Origin of the sequence: Pseudomonas palmensis, assembly GCF_017848315.1 — a bacterium.
Classification (GTDB): Bacteria; Pseudomonadota; Gammaproteobacteria; order Pseudomonadales; family Pseudomonadaceae; genus Aquipseudomonas; species Aquipseudomonas palmensis.
On the sequence record NZ_JAFKEC010000003.1, the window covers coordinates 20,544 to 45,918 of the forward strand.

Genomic DNA, 25,375 nt, shown 5'->3' on the forward strand with positions numbered 1-25,375 from the left:
CTCTGCGGTCCCTTATGTCAGGCGTGACTTCCACGCTGTAGGGATCCTGTGTAGCCTGAGCGCCGAATACGACCCTTTCAGGGTTGGGGCTGCACTGCGTCTACTGCGCAAGCTTGGTCAAGCAGCTCCCGTGCACATCCTCCTACGCTGGGATAATGCGCACACAAAAACTGGGGCATTATATACTCCCGTGCCTGAAACGGAAACGACACCGCTTGCCGAGACCCCCTCGAGCAACGCCCAATCGGAAATACCATGCAAGTCAAAAACCCCATCCTCGGACTCTGCCAGCAGGCCAAATTCGCCCTCAGTGCCGCCAAAGTCGACCAGTGCCCGGACGACGAAGGTTTCGAAGTGGCCTTTGCCGGCCGCTCCAACGCCGGCAAGTCCAGCGCCCTCAACACCCTGACCCACGCGAGCCTGGCGCGCACCTCGAAAACCCCGGGGCGTACCCAGCTGTTGAATTTCTTCAGTCTGGACGACGATCGGCGTCTGGTCGACCTGCCGGGCTACGGTTATGCAAAGGTGCCGATCCCGCTCAAGCAGCACTGGCAGCGCCACCTGGAGGCCTACCTGGGCAGCCGGGAGAGCCTCAAGGGCCTGATCCTGATGATGGACGTGCGCCATCCCATGACCGACTTCGACAAGATGATGCTCGACTGGGCCGTGGCCAGCGGCATGCCGATGCACATCCTGCTGACCAAGGCCGACAAGCTGACCTTCGGCGCGGCCAAGGGCACGCTGCTCAAGGTACAGGCCGAAATCCGCAAGGGTTGGGGCGACAGCGTGACCATCCAGCTGTTCTCGGCGCCCAAGCGCCAGGGGCTGGAAGAGGCCTACACGGTACTGGCTCGCTGGCTGCAACTGCCGGACAAGCCCGCAGAATAAGGGCTGCCCGGCAAATGCCGGGCAAAAAAAACCCCGGACTTCGTATGGGGAGGGGGAAGTTCGGGGTTCAAGTTCCGGACCGCTAGGGCGGGGTCCAGATATCTGCCAACACTTAACACAACATAGGAGCATCGAAGGGCTTCACCAGCCATTCAGTTACTCTGAGTCGTGGTTCACCGGTTTAGTTCCTCGGCGCGGGAAACTATTTTCCATAGGCCGAAAAAGCAGAAATTGCCGCGACCTTATGCCGCAGCAAATTTCTGTTTCTGGTAGGCGCCAAGCACGCTTTTCAGTGCGCCTCGTCCCAGTTCGCCCCCACGCCCACATCCACCACCAGCGGTACATCCAGCTGCGCGGCACCGCTCATGTGCACGCGAATCTCCTGCGCCACCTGTTCCACCAGGTCCTCGCGCACTTCCAGCACCAGTTCGTCGTGCACCTGCAGGATCACCCGGGCATCCAGCGCAGTGCTCGCCAGCCAGTTGTCCACCGTGACCATGGCGCGCTTGATGATGTCAGCTGCGGTGCCCTGCATCGGCGCGTTGATCGCGGTACGCTCGGCGCCAGCGCGCTCCTGCGGACGGTTGGAGTGAATGGTCGGCAGGTACAGGCGCCGCCCGAACAGCGTTTCCACGTAGCCCTGGTCGGCCGCCTGCTTGCGGGTGCGCTCCATGTAGTCGCGCACGCCCGGGTAGCGGGCAAAGTACACGTCGATGTAGGCCTTGGCCGTCTTGCTGTCGACGCCGATATCCTTGCCCAGCTTCTTTGCGCCCATGCCGTAGATCAGGCCGAAGTTGATCGCCTTGGCGCTGCGCCGCTGGTCGGAGGTCACGTCGCCAAGCTCCACCTTGAACACTTCGGCCGCGGTGGCAGTGTGCACGTCCAGGCCGTTGCGGAAGGCGCTGAGCAGGCCCTCGTCCTTGGCCAGGTGGGCCATGATGCGCAGCTCGATCTGCGAGTAGTCCGCCGCCAGCAATTTGTAGCCGGGCGCCGCGATGAAGGCCTGGCGAATGCGCCGGCCCTCGGCGGTACGCACCGGGATGTTCTGCAGGTTCGGGTCGCTGGACGACAGGCGGCCGGTGGCAGCCACCGCCTGCTGGTAGGAAGTGTGGATGCGCCCGGTACGCGGGTTGATCTGCTCGGGCAGGCGGTCGGTGTAGGTGCTCTTGAGCTTGCTCATGGAGCGGTACTGCATCAGCACCTTGGGCAGCGGGAAGCCTTCCTCGGCCAGCGCCTCGAGGGCTTCTTCAGCCGTCGACGGCTGGCCCTTGGGGGTCTTCTTCAGTACCGGCAGGCCGAACTTGTCATAAAGGATGGCGCCCAGCTGCCTGGGCGAACCCAGGTTGAACGGCTCGCCCGCCAGCTCGATGGCCTCGCGCTCCAGCGCGTCCATCTTGTCGCCCAGCTCGCCGCTCTGGATCCTGAGCAGGTCGGCATCCACCAGCGCGCCCTCGCGCTCGATACGCGCCAGCACCGGCACCAGCGGCATCTCGATATCGCTCAGCACGCTGGCCAGGCTTGGCAGCGCCGCCAGCTCGGCGTGCAGCTTGTGGTGCAGGCGCAGGGTGATGTCGGCATCTTCGGCGGCGTAGGGGCCGGCCTTGTCCAGGTGGATCTGGTTGAAGGTCAGCTGCTTGGCACCCTTGCCGGCAATGTCGGTGAAGCCGATGGTGGTGTGGTCCAGGTACTTCTTGGCCAGGCTGTCCATGTCGTGGCGGGTGGCCGTGGAATTCAGCACATAGGATTCGAGCATGGTGTCGAAGGCCACCCCACGCACGGTGATGCCCGCGCAGTTGGCCAGGATGTTGATGTCGTACTTGGCGTGCTGCCCGACCTTGGCCTTGTTCGGGTCTTCCAGCAGCGGCTTGAGCGCGTTCAGCACCAGCTCGCGGTCCAGCTGCTGCGGGGCGCCTTCGTAGTCGTGTGCCAGCGGGATGTAGGCGGCCTCATGGGGCTTGACCGCAAACGACAGGCCGACCAGCTGGGCCTGCTGTGCATCGACCCCGGTGGTTTCGGTATCGAATGCGAACAGCTCGGCGTCCTTGAGCTTTTGCAGCCACACGTCGAAACGTGCCTTGTCCAGAATGGTTTCATAGGCGGCCTCGACAGGGGCTACCGGCTCGGCAACGGCCACCGGGGGCGCCTCGGCGTCGGGTGTGGCGGCAGGGGGCGGGGCGAGCTCCAGGCGCTTGTTCTCGCGCTGAACTTCGTCGATCCAGCCCTTGAACTCGAGTTCGGTGTACAGCTGCAGCAGCGTTTCGCGGTCAGGTTCGCCCAGGTGCAGGTCGTCCAGCCCGACCTCCAGCGGCACGTCGACCTTGATCGTGGCCAGCTGGTACGACAGGAACGCCAGCTCCTTGTGCTCCAGCAGCTTGGCCGGCAGGGTCTTGGCCCCGCGGATCGGCAGGCTCGGCACCAGGTCGAGATTCTCGTACAGCTCCTTGATACCGCCATTGACGCCCACCAGCAGGCCGACGGCGGTCTTCTCGCCCACGCCCTTGACCCCGGGGATGTTGTCGGATGAGTCGCCCATCAGCGCCAGCAGGTCGATGATCTGCTCGGGTGCGACGCCGAACTTCTCCTTCACGCCCTCGATGTCCATCGACGAGCCCGACATGGTATTGACCAGGGTAATGTGCGCATCCACCAGCTGGGCCATGTCCTTGTCACCGGTGGAGATCACCACCGGGCGGGTCGCCGCGGCGCTGCTGCGGGCCAGGGTGCCGATCACGTCGTCGGCCTCGACCCCCTCCACGCACAGCAGCGGGAAGCCCAGCGCCTTGACGCTGGCGTGCAGCGGCTCGATCTGCACACGCATGTCGTCGGGCATGCTCGGCCGGTTGGCCTTGTACTCGGCGTACATCTCATCGCGAAAGGTGCCGCCCTTGGCGTCGAACACCACCGCGAAGGGGCTGTCCGGGTACTGCTTGCGCAGGCTCCTGAGCATGTTCAGCACACCCTTCACCGCGCCGGTGGGCATGCCCTTGGAGTTGGTCAGCGGTGGCAGCGCGTGGAACGCGCGGTACAGGTAGGACGAACCGTCCACCAGGACGAGGGGAGCTTGGCTCATGAGCAGAATCAACCTTTTCAACGGGCCCGGCGCTAGAATGTCCGGAACATTGACGACAAAGGGACAAGGTTATCATGCGTAGACTAAATCGCCTGTTGCTGCTCGGTGTGTTGGCTGCCGCTCCACTGGTAGCCAATGCGGCGGATGAAGCGCCTTCGGCCGATCCGGATGTAACCATTCGCACGGAAGGCGACAAGACCATCCAGGAATACCGCCAGAACGGTTTCCTGTATGCCATCAAGGTCACCCCCAAAGGGGGCAAGCCTTACTTTCTGGTGCGCGCAGACGGCTCGGAAGGCAACTTCATCCGTTCCGACCAACCCGACATGCTGATTCCTTCCTGGAAAATCTTCGAGTGGTAATGCGGGCCCCTACCATCCACCTGGCACTTCCTGCGGGAAGTGCCCGAATGAGCAGTTTTTGACCATGTCTGTCTTCACCCCACTGACCCGGCCCGAGCTGGAAACCTTTCTGGCGCCCTATGGACTGGGTCGCCTGCGGGACTTCCAGGGAATTGCCGCCGGCACCGAGAACAGCAACTTCTTCGTCAGCCTCGAACAGGGTGAGTTCGTGCTGACACTGGTCGAACGCGGGCCGATCCAGGACCTGCCGTTCTTCATCGAACTGCTCGACGTGCTGCACGAGGCCGACCTGCCGGTGCCCTACGCGCTGCGCACCCGCGACGGCGTGGCCCTGCGCGAGCTGGCCGGCAAGCCGGCGCTGCTGCAGCCGCGCCTGCCGGGCAAGCACATCAAGGTGGCGAACAACCAGCATTGCGTACAGGTGGGCGAACTGCTCGGCCACCTGCACACCGCGACCCAGCACAAGGTGCTGGAGCGCAAGACCGACCGTGGCCTGGACTGGATGCTGGCGACCGGCGCCGAACTGATGCCGCGCCTGAACCCGACGCAACAGGCGCTGCTGCAGGGCTGCCTGGACGAGATCGTCGCGCACCAGGGCCAGATCATGGCGCTGCCGCGGGCCAACCTGCACGCCGACCTGTTCCGCGACAACGCCTTGTTCGAAGGCACCCACCTGACCGGGCTGATCGATTTCTACAATGCGTGCTCCGGGCCGATGCTGTATGACCTGGCGATCACCCTGAACGACTGGTGCTGCGACGATGCCGGGCAGATCGACCCGCCGCGGGCGCGGGCGTTGCTCGGTGCGTATGCCGCGCTGCGCCCGTTCACCGCAGCCGAGGCACACCTGTGGCCGGTGATGTTGCGGGTGGCCTGCGTGCGGTTCTGGCTGTCGCGGCTGATTGCGGCCGAGTCGTTTGCCGGGATGGACGTGCTGATTCACGACCCGGCGGATTTCGAGGTGCGCCTGGCGGCGCGTCGGCAGGTGGACATCGCCCTGCCGTTCGCGTTGTAACTGAGCCACGCCTCTCTAGGCAGGAGCCGGCCTTGCCGGCGGAGCCGTTGGGCTGCAGCGCAGCCCTTCGCCGGCAAGGCCGGCTCCTACAGATCAGTGGGTCAGAGCTTTTCCAGGCACCCCGCCAACCCATTCCCCAGGTTCTCCAGCAACCGCTCATAGCCATTGGCATCCGCTGGCATCGTGCCGCCCAGCGCATCCAGCTCGGCCAGCGTCACCGGCAACCCCGCTGTCAGCGTTTCGGCCAGCCGCGGGCGCAGCGGCGGCTCGCTGAATACACAGGTCTTGCCCACTTCCTGCAGGCGCTTGCGCATCGCGGCCACGTGCTGCGCGCCCGGCTGCACCTCCGCCGCCACACTGAACACGCCGGTGTGCTTGAGCCCGTAGGCCGCCTCGAAGTAATCGAAGGCTTCATGGAAGACAAAGTACGGCTTGCCCGCAACAGCGCTCACCCGCGCCTTGAGCCGCGCATCCAGTGCATCCAGGCGCTCGCCGAATGCCTTGGCGTTGGCGGTGTAGCGCGCCTGGTTCTGCGGATCGGCCGCGCCCAGGTCCGCCGCCATCTTCGCCGCAATCACCCGCGCGTTCACCGACGACAACCACAGGTGCGCATCCAGGCTGCCTGGGCGGTGGTCATGGTCGTGCTCGTCGGCGTCTTGCGCGTGGGAATGGCTGTCCTCGCCAAAATGGCGCAAGGTCAGGCCCGGCAGGTTCTGCACCGCCACCGTCGGCTTGCTGCGGCTACCCAGCACACGGGGCAGAAAACCCTCCATGTCCGGGCCGATCCAGTACAGCAAGTCCACCTGGCCCACCTTGCGCACATCGGAAGGGCGCAAGGCGTAATGGTGCGGCGAAGCGCCCGGTGGCAGCAGCACATCCGGCGTACCGACACCGTCCTGCACCGCTGCGGCGATCAGCTGCAGCGGCTTGATGCTGGTCAGCACCTGAACCTCGGCCTGCGCCGGGGTCATCAACAGGCTGCTTGTGACAAAAGCGACAAAAAGGGCAAAAAATCGGGACACGATAGGCACTCATCGGGGCAGGAACGGGTAACATAATAACGTCTCTCAACAGAACCGTCGCTGCCCATGCCCAATACCCCGCTGGCCAACCGTCCCCACGACCACTCCCACTGCGTGCACAGCGCGCTGGCCGAGGCCGATGCGCTGTGCGCGCGTCAGGGCCTGCGCCTGACCGCCCTGCGCCGCCGCGTGCTGGAGCTGGTATGGCAAAGCCACAAGCCGCTGGGCGCCTACGACATCCTTGCCGTGCTCAGCGAGCAGGACGGCCGCCGCGCCGCACCGCCCACCGTGTACCGCGCACTGGATTTCCTGCTGGAAAACAGCCTGGTGCACCGCATTGCGTCGCTCAATGCCTTCATGGGCTGCAGCCACCCCGAGCATGCCCACCAGGGCCAGTTCCTGATCTGCCGCCAATGCCACGTGGCAATCGAACTGGAGCAAGCCTCCATCAGCGACGCCATCGTGGCCAGCGCCAATGATGTGGGTTTCAGTGTCGAGACCCAGACCGTCGAAGTGGTCGGTCTGTGCGGCACCTGCCGGAGCGCCTGATGAGCAACGCGTTGATCCGCCTCGAGCAGGTGGGCGTCACCTTCGGCGGCCAGGCCGTGCTCGACAGCATCGACCTGTGCGTGGAGCCCGGGCAGATCGTGACCCTGATCGGCCCCAACGGCGCCGGCAAGACCACCCTGGTGCGCGCCGTACTCGGCCTGCTGGCGCCGCATACCGGCAGCGTATGGCGCAAGCCGCGACTGCGCATCGGCTACATGCCGCAGAAGATCCAGGTGGACGCCACCTTGCCGCTGTCGGTACTGCGCTTTCTGCGCCTGGTGCCGGGCGTTGACCGTAAGACAGCACTGGCGGCCCTCAACGAAGTGGGCGCCGAACACGTCATCGACAGCCCCATCCAGACCGTGTCCGGCGGTGAGATGCAGCGGGTGCTGCTGGCCCGCGCGCTGCTGCGCAAGCCAGAACTGCTGGTGCTCGACGAGCCGGTACAGGGCGTCGACGTGGCCGGTCAGGCCGAGCTCTACAGCCTGATCACGCGCCTGCGCGACCGCTACGGCTGCGGCGTGCTGATGGTTTCCCACGACTTGCACCTGGTGATGAGCACCACCGATCAGGTGGTGTGCCTCAACCGCCACGTGTGCTGCTCGGGCCACCCGGAGCAGGTCAGCGGCGACCCGGCCTTCGTCGAGCTGTTCGGCAACAACGCGCCAAGCCTGGCGATCTACCACCATCATCACGACCACGCCCACGACCTGCACGGGTCGGTGGTCACCCCGGCCCCTGGTGGGCATGTACACGGAGACCACTGCAAGCATGGCTGATTTTCTGTTGTATGCCCTGCTTGCAGGCCTGGCCCTGGCGCTGGTGGCGGGCCCGCTGGGCTCGTTCGTGGTGTGGCGGCGCATGGCGTATTTCGGCGACACGCTGTCCCACGCGGCGCTGCTGGGCGTGGCCCTGGGCTTCGTGCTGGACGTCAGCCCGACGCTGGCGGTGACCGTCGGCTGCCTGTTGCTGGCGCTGTTGCTGGTAACCCTGCAGCAGCGCCAGCCGCTGGCCTCCGACACCCTGCTGGGGATTCTCGCGCCGAGCACGCTGTCGCTGGGCCTGGTGGTGCTGAGCTTCATGCACGATGTGCGCATCGACCTGATGGCCTACCTGTTCGGCGACCTGCTGGCGATCAGCCCGGGCGACCTGGCGTGGATCCTGGGCGGCAGTGCGCTGGTCCTGTTGCTGATCGTGGCGCTGTGGCGTCCGCTGCTGGCGGTGACCGTGCACGAGGAACTGGCCCGGGTCGAAGGCCTGCCGGTGGCTGCGCTGCGCCTGGCGCTGATGCTGCTGATCGCGGTGGTGATCGCGGTGGCGATGAAGATCGTCGGCGTGCTGCTGATCACCTCGCTGCTGATCATCCCCGCCGCAGCCGCACAGCGGCATGCGCGCTCGCCGGAACAGATGGCGCTGGGCGCCAGCCTGATCGGCGTAGTGGCGGTGTGTGGCGGGCTGGCCCTGTCGTGGTTCAAGGACACCCCGGCCGGCCCATCCATCGTGGTGTGTGCGGCAGTGCTATTCTTGGTGAGCCTGGCGCTGCCCCGGCGCTGAGCGCGCAGCCCCATGGGCAGGGTGCGGCCGACAGGGTCGCGCCCTGCGACATTTTAATCGCCGCTACATCCTGAAGAGTTATTTTCGCGCCAGCGCGCTGGGTGTAGACTTGCTCGCTTTTTGCGCAAATAGAGAGTCGCAGGAATGAAGCCGTTCGCCTCCCGTTATCTGCTCCTTGCCGCGTTTTCCGTGCTGCTGGCCGCCTGTTCCAGCGCGCCGGTCGATCCGCCGCCGCCCGCGCAGCCCGATGCCTGGCAGCTGCTGGAGCAGAACATCGCCAGCAGCGAGCTGGCCACCGCCGAAGACCAGCTGGCCACCTTGCAGGCCCAGTCGCCGGACGATGCACGCCTCGAACCCATGCAGCGCCAGCTGGCCGAAGCCTACCTGCAGCGCAGCCAGATCGTGCTGCAGAAGGGCGATGTGAATGCCGCAGCCACCGCGCTGGCACGTGCCCGTGCGCTGATGCCCAAGGCCCCGGCGCTGACCGGCGGCGTGAATGGCGCCATCACCCAGGCGCGCAAGGCCGAGCTGGACAAGGCCGAGGCCGCGCTCAAGGCGGCGGAAGCCAAGCCGCCGGCAAAAGTCATCGACCCCACGGCGCCGAGCACCGTAGTGGCGTTGAAAATCACGAAAATAGAAGAACTTCGCCGACAACTGGATGACATCGCCACCGATGTGGTGAATTACCAGTGTGACGTGGTGTTCCAGGTGCCGCGCCGTGATGACGCGCCGTGGCTACAGACCTTGCTGGCCAAGCGGGTAAGCAAGCGCGATGCGAGCTTCGCCTTGCAGCAGGCCCACGAGATTCATCGCAACCAGCCGGCGCAGGTGGTGCTTACGCCGCGGCGCGCCGAGTGATGTCGGCGGTGCGTTCTTCGCCGGCAAGGCCGGCTCCTGCAGGAGCCGGCCTTTTTGACTACGCCGGAATGGCCTTGGCGGCCGCTTCCCGCGACCACACCCGGTGCTTGGCAATCGCCGCGATCAACGCCTTGTAGGCCTTCTGATCGCTGCCCACCACCATGCCTTCATCCGCCTTGAGGCCCAGCTTGTCGAGCACGGCCTTGGCATCGCTGTCGGTACCCAGCGGCTTGAGGTGCTTGTAGGCCTCCAGCACGAAGTGCAGCGCCACGCCATCGCCGCTCAGGGCCTGCAGGCTGGCCTTGCCACCGGCGATCCATACCGCATCGAACACCACCGACGGCATGCCTTCCATCGAGGCATCTACTGCCAGGGTCTTGCCGGCAGCGGTTTTCACCGGCGCCGAGGTCGGCCCCAGCAGCACGCCTTGGGCGCTCTCGGCCTGCAACGCCTTCACCAGCGGGTCCACCAGCGTGGCATCCACGCCATCGGCCACCAGAATCGCCACCTTGCGCCCCTTGATGCCTTCGCCCAGCAGGTTCATCTGGCTCAGCGCCGGCGAAGCCTTGAGCGACTGAGGCTTGACGTCCACGGTGCCGGTCTTGGGCGCCGGCAGGCCAAGGTTCTGCGCTACCCGCGCCGCCAGCTTGAGGTCGATGTTGGCGAGAATCTCGTTCACCTCACGGGCACGGATATGCTCGCGCTCCACCTTGCCCAGCTCGAAGCTGTAGGCACTGATGATGTGCTCCTGCTCGGTCGGGCTCATGCTCTGGAAGAACAGCCGCGCCTGGGAGAAGTGATCGCCGAACGAGGGGCTGCGCTGGCGCACCTTGTGCGCCTCGATGCGCTCGGGGTAGGTCTCGAAGCCGCCATCTTGCGCCGCCGGCGGGGTTTCCTTCGGCCAGCCGCCATCGATGGAGTTGGGCTCGTAGGACGCCCGGCCCTTGTGCACGGTGGTACGGTGCTGGGCATCGCGCTGGCCGTTGTGGTTGGGTGCCACGGGCCGGTTGATCGGGATCTCGTGGAAGTTCGGGCCACCCAGGCGGCTGATCTGCGTGTCGGTGTAGGAGAACAGCCGGCCCTGCAGCAGCGGGTCGTTGGAAAAGTCGATGCCCGGCACGATATGACCGGGGCAGAACGCCACCTGCTCGATTTCGGCAAAGAAGTTGTCCGGGTTGCGGTTGAGCACCATCTTGCCAAGCGGCGTCACCGGCACCAGCTCTTCGGGGATGATCTTGGTCGGGTCGAGCAGGTCGAACTCGAACTTATGCTCGTCGGCCTCGGGCACGATCTGCACGCCCAGTTCCCATTCCGGGTAGTTGCCGGTCTCGATCGCTTCCCACAGGTCGCGGCGGTGATAGTCCGTGTCCTTGCCCGCCAGCTTCTGCGCCTCGTCCCACAGCAGCGAATGCACACCTTGCTTGGGCTTCCAGTGGAACTTGACGAAACTGGCCACGCCTTCGGCGTTGATCAGGCGGAAGGTGTGCACGCCAAAGCCCTGCATGGTGCGCAGACTTTTCGGTATCGCGCGGTCGGACATCGCCCAGATCACCATGTGCGCCGACTCGGGCACCAGCGAGACGAAGTCCCAGAAGGTGTCGTGGGCAGAACCGCCGGTGGGGATCTCGTTGTGCGGCTCGGGTTTGACCGCATGCACGAAGTCGGGAAACTTGATCGCGTCCTGAATGAAGAACACCGGCATGTTGTTGCCAACCAGGTCGAAGTTGCCCTCATCGGTAAAGAACTTGACGGCAAAGCCGCGCACGTCGCGCACCGTGTCGCCCGAGCCACGCGGCCCCTGCACGGTGGAGAAGCGCACGAACACCGGGGTGATCTTGTCCGGGTCCTGCAAGAAGCCGGCCTTGGTCAGTGCGGCATGCGACTCGTAAGCCTGGAAGTAGCCATGCGCGCCGGTGCCGCGGGCATGCACGATGCGCTCGGGAATGCGCTCATGGTCGAAATGCGTGATCTTCTCGCGCATGATGAAGTCTTCAAGCAGCGAGGGGCCGCGGTCACCGGCCTTGAGGGTGTTCTGGTTGTCGGCAACCTTGACCCCCTGGTTGGTGCGCAGCGCCTGGCCGGTGGCATCGCTGCGAAACGGCTCCAGGCTCTGCAGCTTGGCGTTGGTATTGGCCTTGTCGGGCGTCTGGGCGCCGGCGAGTTGACTTTCCTGGGGCGCATTCTTCTTGCTGGGCATGGGTCTGCAACTCCTCATCATCGTACGCGGGGCCCCTGGATGGGGCTCTTCAGGTAGTGACTGACAGGAGTGCCGGGCGTTCCTTTCGAATGACCAGCGAGCAACCACTGATCGCGTTATTCCTCAAGCGTTGGTCAAACACGAAATAAATGCTAAGAACCTATATACGAACAGGCTAAAATGCGCCCCCCGGCTAACAGCTGACCCTATTTCATGCGCCCCACAAGGTTCGCTACGTGATCGAGTTTCAACAAGTCCATAAAACCTACCGCGTCGCCGGTAGGGACATCCCCGCGCTGCACCCGACCAGCCTGCGCGTCGAAGACGGCCAGGTGTTTGGTCTGATCGGCCATTCCGGTGCCGGCAAAAGTACCCTGCTGCGCCTGATCAACCGCCTCGAGGCCCCCAGCGGCGGCAAGATCATCGTCGACGGCGAAGACGTCACGGCGTTCAACGCCAACGACCTGCGCCGCTTCCGCCAGCAGGTCGGGATGATCTTCCAGCACTTCAACCTGCTGGCCTCCAAGACCGTGGCCGACAACGTGGCGCTGCCGCTGACCCTGGCCGGGCGCATGTCACGCACCGAGATCGACCAGCGCGTCGGCGAGCTGCTGGCCCGGGTAGGGCTGAGCGAGCATGCCAGGAAGTACCCGGCACAGCTGTCCGGCGGCCAGAAGCAGCGCGTCGGCATCGCCCGCGCCCTGGCCACCAAGCCCAAGATCCTGCTGTGCGACGAAGCCACCAGCGCCCTGGACCCGCAAACCACCGCCTCGGTGCTGCAATTGCTGGCCGAGATCAACCGCGAGCTGAAGCTGACCATCGTGCTCATCACCCACGAGATGGACGTGATCCGCCGGGTGTGCGACCAGGTGGCAGTGATGGACGCCGGGCAGATCGTCGAGCAGGGCCCGGTGGCGCAGGTGTTCCTGCACCCCAAGCACCCGACCACCAAGCGTTTCGTGCAGGAAGACGAGCAGGTCGACGAAAGCGAACAGCGCGACGACTTTGCCCATGTACCGGGGCGCATCGTGCGCCTGACCTTCCAGGGCGACGCCACCTATGCGCCGCTGCTGGGCACCGTGGCCCGTGAAACCGGGGTGGACTACAGCATCCTCGCCGGGCGTATCGACCGCATCAAGGACACCCCCTACGGTCAACTGACCCTGGCCATCACCGGTGGCGACATCGAGGCGGCATTTGCCCGCTTCATTGCGGCAGATGTTCATATGGAGGTACTGCGCTGATGGACGCCCTGAGTTTCTTTGCCAACATCGACTGGGCCGAAATCTGGCTGGCCACGATCGATACCATGATCATGCTGTTCGGCTCGCTGCTGTTCACCGTACTGCTGGGCCTGCCACTGGGCGTGCTGCTGTTTCTGTGCGGCCCGCGCCAGCTGTTCGAAGAAAAGCGTGTGTATGCGCTGCTGTCGCTGGTGGTCAACGTGCTGCGTTCGCTGCCGTTCATCATCCTGCTGATCGTGATGATCCCGTTCACCGTGCTCATCACCGGCACCTCGCTGGGCGTGGCCGGGGCCATCCCGCCACTGGTGGTCGGTGCCACGCCGTTCTTCGCGCGACTGGTGGAAACCGCCCTGCGCGAGGTCGACCGCGGCATCATCGAGGCCACCCAGTCGATGGGGGCCACCACGCGCCAGATCATCATGAACGCCCTGCTGCCCGAAGCGCGGCCGGGCATCTTCGCAGCCATCACCGTGACGGCCATCACCCTGGTGTCGTACACCGCGATGGCGGGTGTGGTGGGTGCCGGCGGGCTGGGTGACCTGGCCATCCGCTTCGGCTACCAGCGCTTTCAGACCGACGTGATGGTAGTCACCGTGGTACTGCTGCTGGTGCTGGTTCAAGTTCTGCAGAGTGTCGGCGACAAACTGGTTGTGCATTTTTCCCGTAAGTAACCAAGGGTCGGCCACGCCGACGCGCCGGGGGCCGGAACGGCCCTCACAAGGAGCGATTAGATGAAAAGACTGCTTGCTGCTGTTGCCGCCGTCGCGGCCTTCTCTGCCCACGCGGCCGAGACCCTGACTGTTGCCGCCACCCCGGTACCGCACGCCGAGATCCTCGAGTTCGTCAAACCGGCGCTGGCCAAGGAAGGCGTGGACCTGAAGGTGAAGGTGTTCACCGACTACGTCCAGCCCAACGTGCAGGTGGCCGAGAAGCGCCTGGATGCCAACTTCTTCCAGCACCAGCCGTACCTGGACGAGTTCAACAAGGCCAAGGGCACTCACCTGGTCAGCGTTGCCGGCGTGCACCTGGAGCCGCTGGGCGCCTATTCGAACAAGCTCAAGAAGCTCGACGAACTGCCATCGGGCGCCACCGTGGTCATCCCCAACGACGCCACCAACGGCGGCCGTGCCTTGCTGCTGCTGGACAAGGCTGGCGTGATCAAGCTCAAGGACAACACCAACATCCTGTCGACCGTGAAGGACATCACCGGCAACGACAAGGGCCTGAAATTCCGTGAGCTGGAAGCTGCCACCATTCCGCGCGTGCTGACCCAGGTCGACCTGGCGCTGATCAACACCAACTATGCGCTGGAAGCCAAGCTCAACCCTGAAAAGGACGCACTGGTCATCGAAGGCAGCGATTCGCCTTATGTGAACATCCTGGTGACCCGCGAGGACAACAAGGATTCGGACGCGGTGAAGAAGCTGGTAGCAGCACTGCACACGCCTGAAGTGAAGAAGTTCATCGAAGAGAAGTACAAGGGCGCGGTCAAGCCAGCGTTCTGATTCAGAAATGCCAAGGGCTGCTACGCAGCCCATCGCGGGTCAAGCCCGCTCCCACAAGTTCTCCACCGCCCTTGAAACCAGGGTTGTACCTGTGGGAGCGGGCTTGACCCGCGAAGCTTTCAGTCGCGCTTGACCAGCCCCGGCAACTGCGCCACCAGCTTCTGGTTGTTGAACGGCGCCCGAATGAACCCGCGCTGGGTACCATCCGGCCCGAGCAGCGCCAGGTTGCCACTGTGATCGACCGTGTAGTTCGGCTTGCTGGTATCGGCCGGAATGAACGGGATGCTCACCGCATTGGCCAGCTTCTGCGTATCCTCCAGCGACCCCGTCACCCCGCGAAAATCCTTGTCGAAGTAGCCCAGGTACGTCTTCAACTGCGCCGGTGTATCCCGGTTCGGGTCGACGCTCACCAGCACCACCTGCAAACGGTCCACCGCCTCCTTGGGCAGCTCGCTCTTGACCTGCCGCAGTTGCGCCAGCGTGGTCGGGCAGATGTCCGGGCAGAAAGTGTAGCCGAAGAACAGCAGCGACCACTTGCCCTTGAGCTGGTCCAGCACCACCGGCTGGCCGTTCTCGTCGGTCATCTGCAGCGCCGGCACCTGGCGGCTCTGCGGCAGCAGGATGATCCCGGCATCGATCAGCGCCGTGGGGTCGCCCTGGCTGCGATTGCTCAGCACCTTGTTGATGGTAAGCCCGAGAATCAGTGCGACCAGGGCAACGAGGATGAAAACGGTTTTCTGGGTTCGAGTCATAGGTTCAACAGTAGGTAATGGTCAACAAGCAGCGCGATGAACAGCAGGAACAGGTACGCGATAGAGTACTTGAAGGTCCTGATCGCCGCGTGCGGCCGACTGCCACGGTACAACACCCAGGCCCAGTGCAGGAAGCGCCCGCCCAGCACCACGGCGCAGGCCAGGTACAGCGGCCCGCTCATGTGGATCACGTAAGGCAACAGGCTCACCGCCAGCAGGGCGGCGGTGTACAGCAGAATGTGCAGCTTGGTGTAGTGCTCGCCGTGGGTCACCGGCAGCATCGGGATATCGGCCTTGGCGTACTCCTCCTTGCGATGGATGGCCAGGGCCCAGAAGTGCGGCGGGGTCCAGGCGAAAATGATCAGCACCAGCAACAGGGGCTCGGCGCCCACATGCCCGGTCACCGCCACCCAGCCCAGCAGCGGCGGCGCCGCCCCGGCCAGCCCGCCGATCACGATGTTCTGCGGCGTGGCCCGCTTGAGAAAGCCGGTGTAGAGCACCGCATAGCCCAGCAGCGAGGCCAGGGTCAGCCAGGCGGTCAGTGCGTTGGTGAAGCTCAGCAGCAGCACCATGCCCAGCACCGCCAGCAGCAAGGCGAACGCCAGCGCCGCCAGCGGTGCGACGCGCCCCTCGGCCAGCGGCCGCTTGTGGGTGCGCGCCATCAGTGCGTCGATGCGCCGGTCCACCACATGGTTGACCGCCGCCGCGGCACCCGCACACAGGCCGATGCCCAGGTTGCCGAACACCAGCACCGTCCATGGCACGCCCGCGCGGGTGGCCAGGAACATCCCCACCAGCGAGGTGATGAGCATCAGCACCACCACCTTGGGCTTGGTCAGCTCCAGGTAGTCGCGCCACAGCGCCTGCTGGCGCGCGGGGTTCAGAAGCGTTGCCATGGGTTCTCTCCCAGATAATGCACCACGCCCACCGGGCGCAGCGGCGTCAGGCGCCAGCCCTGGCTGACCCTGCGCGCCTTGGGCTGCGTGGCCAGGCGCGTGCGGTAGTTGACCAGCACCAGCGTCAGCAGCAGCGCCGCGCCACCGGCGTTGTGCGCCACCGCCACCGCCAGCGGCAGCCCGAACGCCACATTGCTGATGCCCAGCCCCACCTGCACCGCCAGCGCCAGCAGCACCAGCCTGGCCAGGCGCCGCAGGCCGATAGCGTGCAGCTGCCAGGCCAGGGTCAGCAACACCAGCGTGACCAGCAGCGCCCCCAGGCGGTGGGTGATATGGATGGCGGTACGCGCCTCGCTGTCGAGCTGTCCGCCCAGGTAGTTGGGGCCGATGTGCTGGGTGAGGTGAAAGCCGTTGGCAAAATCCGCCTCGGGCCACCACTGGCCGTGACAGGTCGGCAGGTCGACGCAGGCCACCGCGGCATAGTTGGCGCTCACCCAGCCGCCCAGGGCGACTTGCCCGATCACCAGCAGCAACGCCAGTGCCGCCAGGCGCCTTAGCCGCAGCGGCAGGCCGGGCAGGGGCATGAACGCGCGCGACAGGCGCAGGCTCAGCAGAAACAGCAGGCTCAGGGTGGCAAAGCCGCCCAGCAAGTGCGCCGTGACCACCTGCGGCCACAGCTTGAGGGTGACCGTCCACATGCCGAACGCGGCCTGGAAGAACACCACCGCCAACAGCAGCAGCGGCAGGCGGTACGGCTGGCCGTTGTGCCCGTGCCGACGCAGCGCCTGCACCGCCAGCATGGCGATCACCAGCGCCAGGGTGCCGGCAAAGTAACGGTGCACCATCTCGTTGCGGCCCTTGTGGGCCTCGACCGGCGTGTCCGGGTAGTGGCGTTCGGCATGTGCCAGTTGCGCCTCGGTCTTGGGCACGCTGATGAAGCCGTAGCAGCCCGGCCAGTCGGGGCAGCCCAGGCCGGCGTGGGTCAGGCGGGTATAGGCCCCCAGCAGCACCACCACCAGCGCGAGGAAGGTGGCGGACACGGCGAGGCGGTATCCGGGTCTGGCCATGGTGCGTGCCTCCTAGCCGATGTTGGACAGCTTGAGCAGATGGCGCAGGTCGTTGAGCAGGTCCTTGCCCTTGACCCGTGCGTTGTAGCGCAACACCAGGTTGCCGTGGGGGTCGACGATCCACAGCTGCGCGCCCTTCAGGCTCCCGGCGGCCCTGCTGTACTGCGCCAGCTCCAGCGCATAGCGCTGCAGTTGCGGGTACTCGCGCGCAAGCCTGGCCTGATACGCCTCGCTCAACGGTTGCCCGGCGGCCAGCGCGTGGCTGGCACGGGCGGCGTCGCGGCCAAGGCCGATCTGTACCTGACGCGCCAGGTACACCAGTTGCTGGCAGTCTGCGTCACAGTCACCAGGGGTGCTGACCAGCAGTTGCCAGCGCGCCTCGTCGGTCGCGACCCCCAGCTCGGCGCGGCCCTGGCCGTTGCCGATCAGTTCGCCGTGGTAGCTGCGGCTTTCCGGCACCCAGAACTGCAGCTTGTACATGCCGGTGGCGAGCATCATCGGCCCCACCACCACCAGCAGGATCAGAATCAGCTGCAACCGACCGCGCCAACGACGGCGCGGCACTTCAGACGTGCCGGATGGATGCATGACGGCGCCCATGGTGGTTCTCCTTGTCGTTGTGCCAGCCGAAATAGAGGTACAGCGCAACCAGCGCCGCGGCCAGGGCAAACCATTGCACGGCGTAGCCCAGGTGTTTCTCCGGGCCCATCGCCACCACTGGCCAGTCCAGCCGGTAGCTGGCCGGTCCCGGTTCCAGGCGCAGTTCATGGGCAAAGCCCTCGCGGCCCAGCTGCGGCCACAGCTGCGCGGCATCCACCGCCGTGAGCAGGTGCGGCCAGCGGCCCCCTTGCGGGTCGGCGTGCAACTGGAAGGTGCTGCCCGGCGCCACATAGACCCAGGCCTGCAGGGCAAGCGGTGTCTCGGGGGTGCTGAACTGCACCGCCACACGCCGGTCGGGCCAGGGCAGCCAGCCGCGATTGACCAGCAGCCACAGGCCGCTGGCCTGGTCGTGAAAGGGTTGCAGCAGCTCGACCCCGGCCTGGCCGTCGCGCAGGCGGTTGTCGAGCAGCACACTGTGGGTGCGGTCGAAACGGCCATACAGGTGCACCCGGCGATAGGCCGGGTCGCTCGCCTGCGCCAGCTGCTCGCTGGCCAGGGGCGCTGCCACCCGGCGCTCTGCATAGGTGGCCAGCAACTCGCGCTTTTCGGCGGCGCGCCCCAACTGCCAGCAGCCCAGCGCAATCAGCCCCGGCAGCAGCAACATCACCACCAGGGTCGGCACCCGGCCGGGGCGGAACGGCCTCATCGGGGCCCCGCAACGGCTGTCGCTATACTTGTTGTAGTCATCGCATCCCCCGGAGTACCGCCATGCTCAAAGCCGCGATTGTCCTGATGCTGCTGGCGACCGTGATCAGCCTGTTCAGCGGCCTGTTCTTTCTGGTCAAGGACGATGACAACTCGACCCGCCTGCTCACCGCCCTGAAAATCCGTGTCAGCCTGGCCGCCATCACCCTGGCGCTGGTCGCCTGGGGTTTCTACAGCGGCCAACTGGTGTCCCACGCGCCGTTCTAGGCGCGGCTACAGCACATACACGAAGATGAACAACCCCACCCACACCACATCCACGAAGTGCCAGTACCAGCTGGCCGCCTCGAAGCCGAAGTGCTTGTCTGCGCTGAAATGCCCGCGCAGGATGCGCATCAGCATCACGAACAGGATGATCGTGCCCATAGTCACGTGGGCCCCGTGGAACCCGGTGAGCATGAAGAAGGTGGCGCCGTAGATCCCCGAATGCAGGGTCAGGCCCAGTTCGGTGTAGGCCTCGTGGTACTCGTAGGCCTGCAGGATGAGAAACGCCAAGCCCAGCACGATGGTCAGCGCCAGCCAGAATTTCAGCGCACCGCGGTGATCCTTGCGCAGGGCATGGTGGGCGATGGTGATGGTCACGCTGGAGCTGACCAGCAGAATGGTGTTGATCAGCGGCAGGTGCCACGGGTCGATCACATCGCTGGGCGGTGGGAACAGCTTGGGGTCGGGGGTATGCAGCAGCGGCCAGGCGAACTGGAAGTTCGGCCACAGCATGTGCGCCACGCCCTTGGCACCTTCCCCACCCAGCGCCGGGCCTGCCAGGTGGCGCACGTAGAACAGCGCACCGAAGAAGGCCACGAAGAACATCACCTCCGAAAAGATGAACCACGACATGCCCCAGCGGAACGAGCGGTCCAGCTGCGGGCTGTAGAGCCCGGCGCGGCTTTCCTTGATCACCGCGCCGAACCAGCCGAACAGCATGTAGGCCAGGCACAGTGCGCCGACGAAGAAGATCAGCGGGCCATGGGAGTCCTCGTGGCCGGCCTTCATGTCGTTGAACCAGGTGCCCAGGCCGAACACCGTGATCAGCATGCCGAGGGTGGCGATGATCGGCCACTTGCTCTGCGCCGGTACGTAGTAGTGCTGATGAGCAGCCATGGATCGTTCTCCTTATCGGGCGCTCTGTACGGTCTGGGTGGCCACGTGGGCCACCGGCGGCTGGCGAGCGGTGATATCGAACAGCGTGTAGGCAAGCGTCAGGTGTTTCACATCCTTGGGCAGGTCGCGGTCGACGATGAAGCGCACCGGCATCTCGATGCGCTCACCCGGCTGCAGCACCTGCTGGCTGAAGCAGAAGCATTCGGTCTTGTGAAAGTACGCGGCCGCCTCCGCCGGGCTGATGCTGGGGATGGCCTGGGCGGTCATCGGCTTGTCGGTGGGGTTGCGCGCCACGAAGATCATCTGGTTCACCGCGCCCGGGTTGACGTCGATCTGGTCGGCGGTGGAGTAGAAGTCCCAGACCATGTCGCTGGCATTGGTCGACAGGAACTGCACCTTCACCGAGCGCGTGGGGTCGCTGACCTGGCTGCCTGCGTACTGCCCGCCGGTCTTGCCGTTGATGCCGAAGGCCTTGCACATCACGTCGTAGATCGGCACCAGGGCAAAGCCGAAGGCGAACATCACCACGGTCAGCAGCATCAGCCGCGTCACCAGTCGCCGCAGCGACGTGCGCTCGTTCATGGCAGCACCCTCATTTCACTTCCGGCGGGGTCTGGAAGGTGTGGTAGGGCGCGGGCGAGGGCACCGACCATTCCAGCCCTTCGGCGCCATCCCATGGCTTGGCCGGGGCCGGCTTGCCGCCACGGATGCACTTGATCACGATGAACAGGAAGAAGATCTGCGTGACGCCGAAGGTGAACGCGCCGATCGACGACACCATGTTGAAGTCGGCGAACTGCAGGTTGTAGTCCGGCACCCGGCGCGGCATGCCCGCCAGGCCAACGAAGTGCATCGGGAAGAACGCCATGTTCATGCCGATGAACGACAGCCAGAAGTGCAGCTTGCCGAGGGTTTCGTCGTACATGTGCCCGGTCCACTTGGGCAGCCAGTAGTAGGCGGAGGCGAAGATGCCGAAGATCGCCCCCGGCACCAGCACGTAGTGGAAGTGCGCCACCACGAAGTAGGTGTCGTGGTATTGGAAGTCGGCCGGGGCGATGGCCAGCATCAACCCCGAAAAACCGCCGATGGTGAACAGGATGACGAAGGCGATGGCGAACAGCATCGGCGTCTCGAAGGTCAGCGAACCTTCCCACATGGTGCTCACCCAGTTGAACACCTTCACCCCGGTGGGCACCGCGATGAGCATGGTGGCGTACATGAAGAACAGTTCGCCCACCACCGGGATGCCGACCACGAACATGTGGTGCGCCCACACGATGAACGACAGGAAGGCGATGGCCCCGGTGGCGTAGACCATCGAGGTGTAGCCGAACAGCGGCTTGCGCGAGAACGCCGGGATGATCGAGCTGACCGCGCCGAACGCTGGCAGGATCATGATGTACACCTCGGGGTGACCGAAGAACCAGAACACGTGCTGGAACAGTACCGGGTCGCCACCACCGGCGGCGCTGAAGAAGCTGGTGCCGAAATGGATGTCCATCAGCATCATGGTCACCACCCCGGCCAGCACCGGCATCACCGCGATCAACAGGAACGCGGTGATCAGCCAGGTCCAGACGAACAGCGGCATCTTCATCAGGGTCATGCCGGGTGCGCGCAGGTTGAGGATGGTGGCGATCACGTTGATCGCGCCCATGATCGAGCTGATGCCCATCAGGTGGATGGCGAAGATGAAGAAGGTCACGCTGGCCGGTGCGTAGGTGGTCGACAGCGGGGCATAGAAGGTCCAGCCGAAATTCGGCCCGCCACCGGGGCTGAACAGGGTCGATACCAGCAGCAGGAACGCTGCCGGCAGCAGCCAGAAGCTGAAGTTGTTCATGCGCGGCAGGGCCATGTCCGGCGCGCCGATCATCAGCGGGATCATCCAGTTGGCCAGGCCGACGAAGGCCGGCATCACCGCACCGAACACCATGATCAGGCCGTGCATGGTGGTCATCTGGTTGAAGAATGCCGGCTTCACGATCTGCAGGCCGGGCTGGAACAGCTCGGCGCGGATCACCATGGCGAACGAGCCGCCGAGCAGGAACATGGCGAAGGCGAACCACAGGTACATCGTGCCGATGTCCTTGTGGTTGGTGGTCAGCACCCAGCGCATCAGGCCCTTGGCCGGGCCGTGGGCGTGGTCATGGGCGGCATGACCGTGGTCGTCGATGACTGTACTCATGTCCTGTCTCCCCGGTTCATTGGCTGTCGGCCTGCTTGAGCGCCAGCACATCCTTCGGCGTGACCATGTCGCCCTTGTTGTTGCCCCAGGCGTTGCGCTCGTAGGTGATCACGGCGGCGATATCCACTTCCGAGAGCTGCTTGCCGAACGCCGCCATGGCCGTGCCGGCCTTGCCGTGGAAGACGATGTTCAGGTGATCCTTGATCGGGCCGGTGGCGATCTTCGAACCCTTGAGCGCCGGGAACATCGGCGGCAGGCCCTGGCCTTCGGCCTGGTGACAGGCCACGCAGGTGGTGTGGTAGACCTTGTCGCCGCGCTCGCTGAGCTCCTGCAGGGTCCACTCCTTGCTGGTCAGCTCCTTGAGCTTGGCCGACTCGGCCTTGCGTTCGGCCAGCCAGGTGTCGTAGTCGGCCCTGGACTTGACCTCCACCACCACCGGCATGAAGCCGTGGTCCTTGCCGCACAGTTCGGTGCACTGGCCGCGGTAGATGCCCGGCTTCTCGACACGGGTCCAGGCCTCGTTGACGAAACCGGGGATGGCATCGCGCTTGACCGCGAACGCCGGCACCCACCAGGAATGGATGACGTCGGCGGCAGTCACCAGAAAGCGCACCTTGGCACCCACCGGGATCACCAGCGGCTGATCGACCTCCAGCAGGTAGTGCTCGTCCTTGGGTGCCTTGTTGTGGATCTGATCGGCGGGGGTGGCCAGGTTGCTGAAGAACTCCACGTCCTGGCCCAGGTACTTGTAGTGCCACTTCCACTGGTAGCCGGTGACCTGGATATCCACGTCCGACTCGCTGGCATCGTAGATGTCCACCAGGGTCTTGGTGGCGGGGATGGCCATGGCCACCAGGATCAGGAACGGCACCACCGTCCACATGATCTCGACCCAGGTGTGCTCATGAAAATGCGCCGGCTGCTGGCCGGTGGAGCGACGGTGCACCATCATCGACCAGAACATCGCGCCGAACACCACGATGCCGATCACCACGCAGATCCAGAAGATGGTCATGTGCAGGTCGAACACGGCGTTGCTGACTTCAGTCGCCCCCGGCGCCATATTCACGGTCCAGGCGGCGTGTGCCGGCGTGAACAGTGACCACAACAGCAGGCCCATCCAGGCATGTGGATGTCGCATCATTGCGGGTTCCCCTTATGATTCTTGTTATCCCGGAGGCAGGGCCTACGGCTAAGGGTACGGCGTCAAGACGGCGAACTTCGACGGCGAGCCCCTGCTGGACAGCAGGCGGGCCTCATCAACCAATCACTTTCAAAGCGGAGTATAGACAGCCGCCCGGACCGCGCAAAAAATCGCCGAGAGGGGGTTGATGGCCATTTGATATGCCTTACAGCGACATAAACGCACATCGTTTATGACAAATCCGTCTTAACTCTTTTTCGAACCGAGCTACCTTATGTCATCCGTGTGTTTCCCTTGTCCCTGGAGTTGTCATGAACATCGCCGCTTTGCGCGAGCAGATCACCCGTGCCCGTCAACATGAGGTCCAAACCGGCCAGTTGAAAAAGCAACTTGAAGTGCAACTGCCCCACCTGCATCCCTCGATCAACCTGCCTGAGCAAGACCCGCATGCGGCGCTTGTGGGGTTTGTCGATGCGTACATCGATCAGGTACCCGAATTGCTGGAGGCCGCCAATGCGGTGGCGCGCGAGGCGGGCATCGAGTCGCAGATCAAACCGGTACTGAAAATTGCCGAAGCCTATTTCCTGCAGCCGCCGGCGATCATGCAAGGCCAGGTCGGCCTGGGCTGCCTGCTGGATGAGGCCTACCTGGCGCACCGCCTGGTGGAGGAAGTGAACGACCTGTACATCAAGCATTTCAAGCAGCCACTGATCCCGCTGGATACCACCGTGGCCAACCTGATCGCGCATCAGCTGATCGGCGAGGCATTCGCCAACCAGCTTGATGAGGTGGTGCACCACTCGGTGGACGAAATGCTCAACGACGAAAGCTTCGCGCTTGAATCGGTAGAGGCCTACCGCGACAAGCTGAGCAGCCCGGACACCGGCGCGGCGTGGAAGCGCTGGCCGTGCCTGTCGCGCCAGCTGGGCGTGGGGCTGGAGCTGGATCAGTCGGCCTGACCGGCTCGGCGGCGCAGCCTTCGCCAGCAACGCTGGCTCCTACAGGATTACACCCCGTGTAGGAGCCAGCCTTGCTGGCGATTCGTTCAGGCGCCAAGCCCTGCCGCCATACGCGCCCGCCCCTCGGTGCGCCGCTTCAACCCGCGCGGCTCGATCACCAGCACCGATCCATTGCCCGCATTCGCCCGGCCCCAGTCCTCCAGCAGCTCGAGACACGCGTGGTCGATGTAGCTGAGTTGGGCCAGCGGTACATGCAACGTGGTACATACCGGTACGTTATCCAGCGCCCGGGCGAGTGCCGGGACCTTGAGAAACGTCGCCGCACCGCTCAAGCGAAGCTCCAGGTGCCCCGGCGTATCCAGGTGGCTGACGCTGATCTTCAACCGCGCCGCCTTCAGCGCAAGCTTGAGCAAAGTCAGGGCGAAACCCAGCAGTACGCCGGTCAACAGGTCGGTGAAGATGATCGCCAGTGCGGTCGCCGCGTAGGTGACCATCGGCATGCGCCCATAGCGCCCCAACCCGCGGAACGCCTTGAAGTCCACCAGCTTGAAGCCGGTGTACACCAGTACACCTGCCAGGCTCGCCACCGGGATCTGCTGCAGCACACTGCTCAGCACCACCACGAACGCCAGCAGCCATGCCCCATGCAGAATAGCCGACAGCCGCGTCTGCGCACCGGCCTGCACGTTGGCCGAACTGCGTACGATCACCCCCGTCATCGGCAACGCCCCCAGCACGCCACAGAGCATGTTGCCCACCCCCTGGGCCGACAGTTCACGGTCGAAGTCCGAACGCTGGCCACTGTGCATGCGGTCCACCGCCGCCGCCGACAGCAGCGTCTCGGCACTGGCGATGAATGCCAGGGCGAGCGCCGCCACCAGCAGGTGCGGGTTGGCCAGTTGCAGCAGGTCGGCGGGGCGCAGCCAGTCGATGGCCTCGGCCAGGTTGGCGGGCACCACCACGCGGTTCACCGGCAACGCCAGCCACAGGCTCAGCAGGGTCATCAGCGCCACCCCGAGCAAGGCCCCCGGCACGAAGCGCAGACGCTGCGGGCGCAGGCGCTCCCAGCCCCACATGATCGCGATGGTGCCCAGGCCCAACGCACCCGCCTGCCAGGCATTGCCGGGGCCTTCCGGGGTCAGCGCCTGCAGTACGGTCTGCGGGAACGCCGTCAGGTTGGCCAGCCCGGAAGGCTGCGGGCTGGCGTCGAACATCACATGCGCCTGCGACAGTACGATCAGCACGCCGATACCGGCGAGCATGCCGTACACCACCGCCGGCGCCGTGACCCGGAACCAGCAGCCCAGACGCAGACGCCCGGCCAGCAGTTGCAGCAGGCCCGCCAGCAGCAGGATCGGCCCGAGCATGGCCATGCCATGCTGGCGTACCAGCTCGAACACCAGCACCGCCAGGCCCGCTGCCGGGCCGCTGACCTGCAATGGCGAGCCGGCGATGAACCCCACCACCAGGCCACCGACGATGCCGGTGATCAGACCCTTGGCCGGGGGCATGCCGGAAGCGATGGCGATGCCCATGCACAGCGGCAGCGCCACCAGAAACACCACCACCGAAGCCAGCAGTTCACGCGGCATGGCCGCTTTCAATTGCGTCATGTTCACCTTGATTCTCCCTCTATCGATCA

The 25,375-nt window shown here is 65.0% G+C and carries 25 protein-coding genes; 12 read left to right on the plus strand and 13 right to left on the minus strand.

The window, feature by feature from the left end:
* Positions 1-255: 255 nt before the first annotated feature.
* Entirely contained in the window at positions 256-888 is a 633-nt protein-coding gene (yihA, locus tag JZZ72_RS02575) for a ribosome biogenesis GTP-binding protein YihA/YsxC (RefSeq protein WP_054916024.1), read from the plus strand.
* A gap of 289 nt (positions 889-1,177) precedes the next feature.
* On the opposite strand, the gene polA is transcribed toward yihA, so the two are convergent.
* The gene (polA, locus tag JZZ72_RS02580; RefSeq protein WP_100634941.1) at positions 1,178-3,958 is read right to left on the minus strand and encodes a DNA polymerase I; all 2,781 of its coding nucleotides are present in this window, start codon (positions 3,956-3,958) and stop codon (positions 1,178-1,180) included.
* Between the two features lie 74 nt (positions 3,959-4,032).
* On the opposite strand from polA, the gene JZZ72_RS02585 reads away from it, so the two are divergent.
* Together JZZ72_RS02585 and JZZ72_RS02590 are read left to right on the plus strand one after the other, a co-directional pair.
* Complete coding sequence (locus tag JZZ72_RS02585; protein WP_043862296.1) at positions 4,033-4,320, plus strand: DUF2782 domain-containing protein; 288 nt, start codon at positions 4,033-4,035, stop codon at positions 4,318-4,320.
* A gap of 64 nt (positions 4,321-4,384) precedes the next feature.
* Positions 4,385-5,335, plus strand: coding sequence for a homoserine kinase (locus JZZ72_RS02590; RefSeq protein ID WP_100634956.1), 951 nt, complete (start codon positions 4,385-4,387; stop codon positions 5,333-5,335).
* A 101-nt stretch (positions 5,336-5,436) separates the two neighbouring features.
* Here the strand turns inward: JZZ72_RS02590 and JZZ72_RS02595 are convergent, their stop codons facing one another.
* Positions 5,437-6,357, minus strand: a complete 921-nt coding sequence (locus JZZ72_RS02595; RefSeq protein ID WP_054916026.1) for a zinc ABC transporter substrate-binding protein — start codon at positions 6,355-6,357, stop codon at positions 5,437-5,439.
* 66 nt (positions 6,358-6,423) lie between these two features.
* On the opposite strand from JZZ72_RS02595, the gene zur reads away from it, so the two are divergent.
* The 4 genes from zur (at position 6,424) to JZZ72_RS02615 (ending at position 9,318) form a co-directional block, all read left to right on the plus strand.
* Complete coding sequence (zur, locus tag JZZ72_RS02600) at positions 6,424-6,906, plus strand: zinc uptake transcriptional repressor Zur (protein ID WP_043862294.1); 483 nt, start codon at positions 6,424-6,426, stop codon at positions 6,904-6,906.
* Entirely contained in the window at positions 6,906-7,685 is a 780-nt protein-coding gene (znuC, locus tag JZZ72_RS02605) for a zinc ABC transporter ATP-binding protein ZnuC (RefSeq protein WP_043862293.1), read from the plus strand. The genes zur and znuC overlap by 1 nt, the downstream gene beginning before the upstream one ends.
* Positions 7,678-8,460, plus strand: coding sequence for a zinc ABC transporter permease subunit ZnuB (gene znuB, locus JZZ72_RS02610; RefSeq protein ID WP_043862292.1), 783 nt, complete (start codon positions 7,678-7,680; stop codon positions 8,458-8,460). The genes znuC and znuB overlap by 8 nt, the downstream gene beginning before the upstream one ends.
* A gap of 144 nt (positions 8,461-8,604) precedes the next feature.
* The gene (locus JZZ72_RS02615) at positions 8,605-9,318 is read left to right on the plus strand and encodes a PA5502 family lipoprotein (protein WP_043862291.1); all 714 of its coding nucleotides are present in this window, start codon (positions 8,605-8,607) and stop codon (positions 9,316-9,318) included.
* A 58-nt stretch (positions 9,319-9,376) separates the two neighbouring features.
* On the opposite strand, the gene katE is transcribed toward JZZ72_RS02615, so the two are convergent.
* Positions 9,377-11,533 (minus strand): catalase HPII, encoded by a 2,157-nt coding sequence (gene katE / locus JZZ72_RS02620; protein WP_116055263.1) that lies wholly within the window; start codon positions 11,531-11,533, stop codon positions 9,377-9,379.
* Between the two features lie 218 nt (positions 11,534-11,751).
* On the opposite strand from katE, the gene JZZ72_RS02625 reads away from it, so the two are divergent.
* The 3 genes from JZZ72_RS02625 to JZZ72_RS02635 are packed head-to-tail and all read left to right on the plus strand — an operon-like array spanning position 11,752 to position 14,264.
* Positions 11,752-12,759, plus strand: a complete 1,008-nt coding sequence (locus JZZ72_RS02625; protein ID WP_104571738.1) for a methionine ABC transporter ATP-binding protein — start codon at positions 11,752-11,754, stop codon at positions 12,757-12,759.
* A complete protein-coding gene (locus JZZ72_RS02630) occupies positions 12,759-13,430 on the plus strand; it encodes a methionine ABC transporter permease (RefSeq protein ID WP_043862288.1) in 672 nt (223 codons plus the stop codon). Before JZZ72_RS02625 ends, JZZ72_RS02630 begins: the two co-directional genes overlap by 1 nt.
* 60 nt (positions 13,431-13,490) lie before the next feature.
* Positions 13,491-14,264 carry a MetQ/NlpA family ABC transporter substrate-binding protein gene (locus JZZ72_RS02635; protein ID WP_043862287.1) on the plus strand — a complete coding sequence of 258 codons (774 nt, stop codon included), beginning with the start codon at positions 13,491-13,493 and terminating at the stop codon, positions 14,262-14,264.
* A 119-nt stretch (positions 14,265-14,383) separates the two neighbouring features.
* On the opposite strand, the gene JZZ72_RS02640 is transcribed toward JZZ72_RS02635, so the two are convergent.
* The 5 genes from JZZ72_RS02640 to JZZ72_RS02660 are packed head-to-tail and all read right to left on the minus strand — an operon-like array spanning position 14,384 to position 18,285.
* Positions 14,384-15,016 (minus strand): SCO family protein, encoded by a 633-nt coding sequence (locus JZZ72_RS02640; protein ID WP_043862286.1) that lies wholly within the window; start codon positions 15,014-15,016, stop codon positions 14,384-14,386.
* Positions 15,013-15,912 carry a heme o synthase gene (gene cyoE / locus JZZ72_RS02645; protein ID WP_043862285.1) on the minus strand — a complete coding sequence of 300 codons (900 nt, stop codon included), beginning with the start codon at positions 15,910-15,912 and terminating at the stop codon, positions 15,013-15,015. The genes JZZ72_RS02640 and cyoE overlap by 4 nt, the downstream gene beginning before the upstream one ends.
* Positions 15,897-16,979, minus strand: a complete 1,083-nt coding sequence (locus JZZ72_RS02650) for a COX15/CtaA family protein (RefSeq protein ID WP_210014013.1) — start codon at positions 16,977-16,979, stop codon at positions 15,897-15,899. Before JZZ72_RS02650 ends, cyoE begins: the two co-directional genes overlap by 16 nt.
* 12 nt (positions 16,980-16,991) lie before the next feature.
* Entirely contained in the window at positions 16,992-17,579 is a 588-nt protein-coding gene (locus JZZ72_RS02655) for a hypothetical protein (protein ID WP_210014014.1), read from the minus strand.
* Positions 17,545-18,285 carry an SURF1 family protein gene (locus tag JZZ72_RS02660; protein WP_054916032.1) on the minus strand — a complete coding sequence of 247 codons (741 nt, stop codon included), beginning with the start codon at positions 18,283-18,285 and terminating at the stop codon, positions 17,545-17,547. The genes JZZ72_RS02655 and JZZ72_RS02660 overlap by 35 nt, the downstream gene beginning before the upstream one ends.
* 62 nt (positions 18,286-18,347) lie before the next feature.
* Between JZZ72_RS02660 and JZZ72_RS02665 the strand changes: the two genes are divergently transcribed.
* On the plus strand, positions 18,348-18,551 hold the full coding sequence (locus JZZ72_RS02665; RefSeq protein ID WP_043862281.1) for a twin transmembrane helix small protein: 204 nt from the start codon (positions 18,348-18,350) through the stop codon (positions 18,549-18,551).
* Between the two features lie 6 nt (positions 18,552-18,557).
* Here the strand turns inward: JZZ72_RS02665 and JZZ72_RS02670 are convergent, their stop codons facing one another.
* Genes JZZ72_RS02670 through coxB form a run of 4 tightly spaced genes read right to left on the minus strand, consistent with a single transcriptional unit; the run spans position 18,558 to position 22,774 of the window.
* Positions 18,558-19,445, minus strand: coding sequence for a cytochrome c oxidase subunit 3 (locus JZZ72_RS02670; RefSeq protein ID WP_116052455.1), 888 nt, complete (start codon positions 19,443-19,445; stop codon positions 18,558-18,560).
* Between the two features lie 12 nt (positions 19,446-19,457).
* Complete coding sequence (locus JZZ72_RS02675) at positions 19,458-20,027, minus strand: cytochrome c oxidase assembly protein (RefSeq protein ID WP_043862279.1); 570 nt, start codon at positions 20,025-20,027, stop codon at positions 19,458-19,460.
* A 10-nt stretch (positions 20,028-20,037) separates the two neighbouring features.
* A complete protein-coding gene (gene ctaD / locus JZZ72_RS02680; protein WP_210014015.1) occupies positions 20,038-21,630 on the minus strand; it encodes a cytochrome c oxidase subunit I in 1,593 nt (530 codons plus the stop codon).
* A gap of 16 nt (positions 21,631-21,646) precedes the next feature.
* Positions 21,647-22,774 carry a cytochrome c oxidase subunit II gene (gene coxB, locus JZZ72_RS02685; RefSeq protein ID WP_043862277.1) on the minus strand — a complete coding sequence of 376 codons (1,128 nt, stop codon included), beginning with the start codon at positions 22,772-22,774 and terminating at the stop codon, positions 21,647-21,649.
* Between the two features lie 311 nt (positions 22,775-23,085).
* Here coxB and JZZ72_RS02690 point away from each other — a divergent pair, with 311 nt between their 5' ends.
* Positions 23,086-23,733 (plus strand): hypothetical protein, encoded by a 648-nt coding sequence (locus JZZ72_RS02690; RefSeq protein ID WP_054916034.1) that lies wholly within the window; start codon positions 23,086-23,088, stop codon positions 23,731-23,733.
* Between the two features lie 86 nt (positions 23,734-23,819).
* Here JZZ72_RS02690 and JZZ72_RS02695 read toward each other — a convergent pair whose 3' ends face one another.
* Positions 23,820-25,346, minus strand: a complete 1,527-nt coding sequence (locus JZZ72_RS02695) for a SulP family inorganic anion transporter (RefSeq protein WP_210014016.1) — start codon at positions 25,344-25,346, stop codon at positions 23,820-23,822.
* Positions 25,347-25,375: the final 29 nt, after the last annotated feature.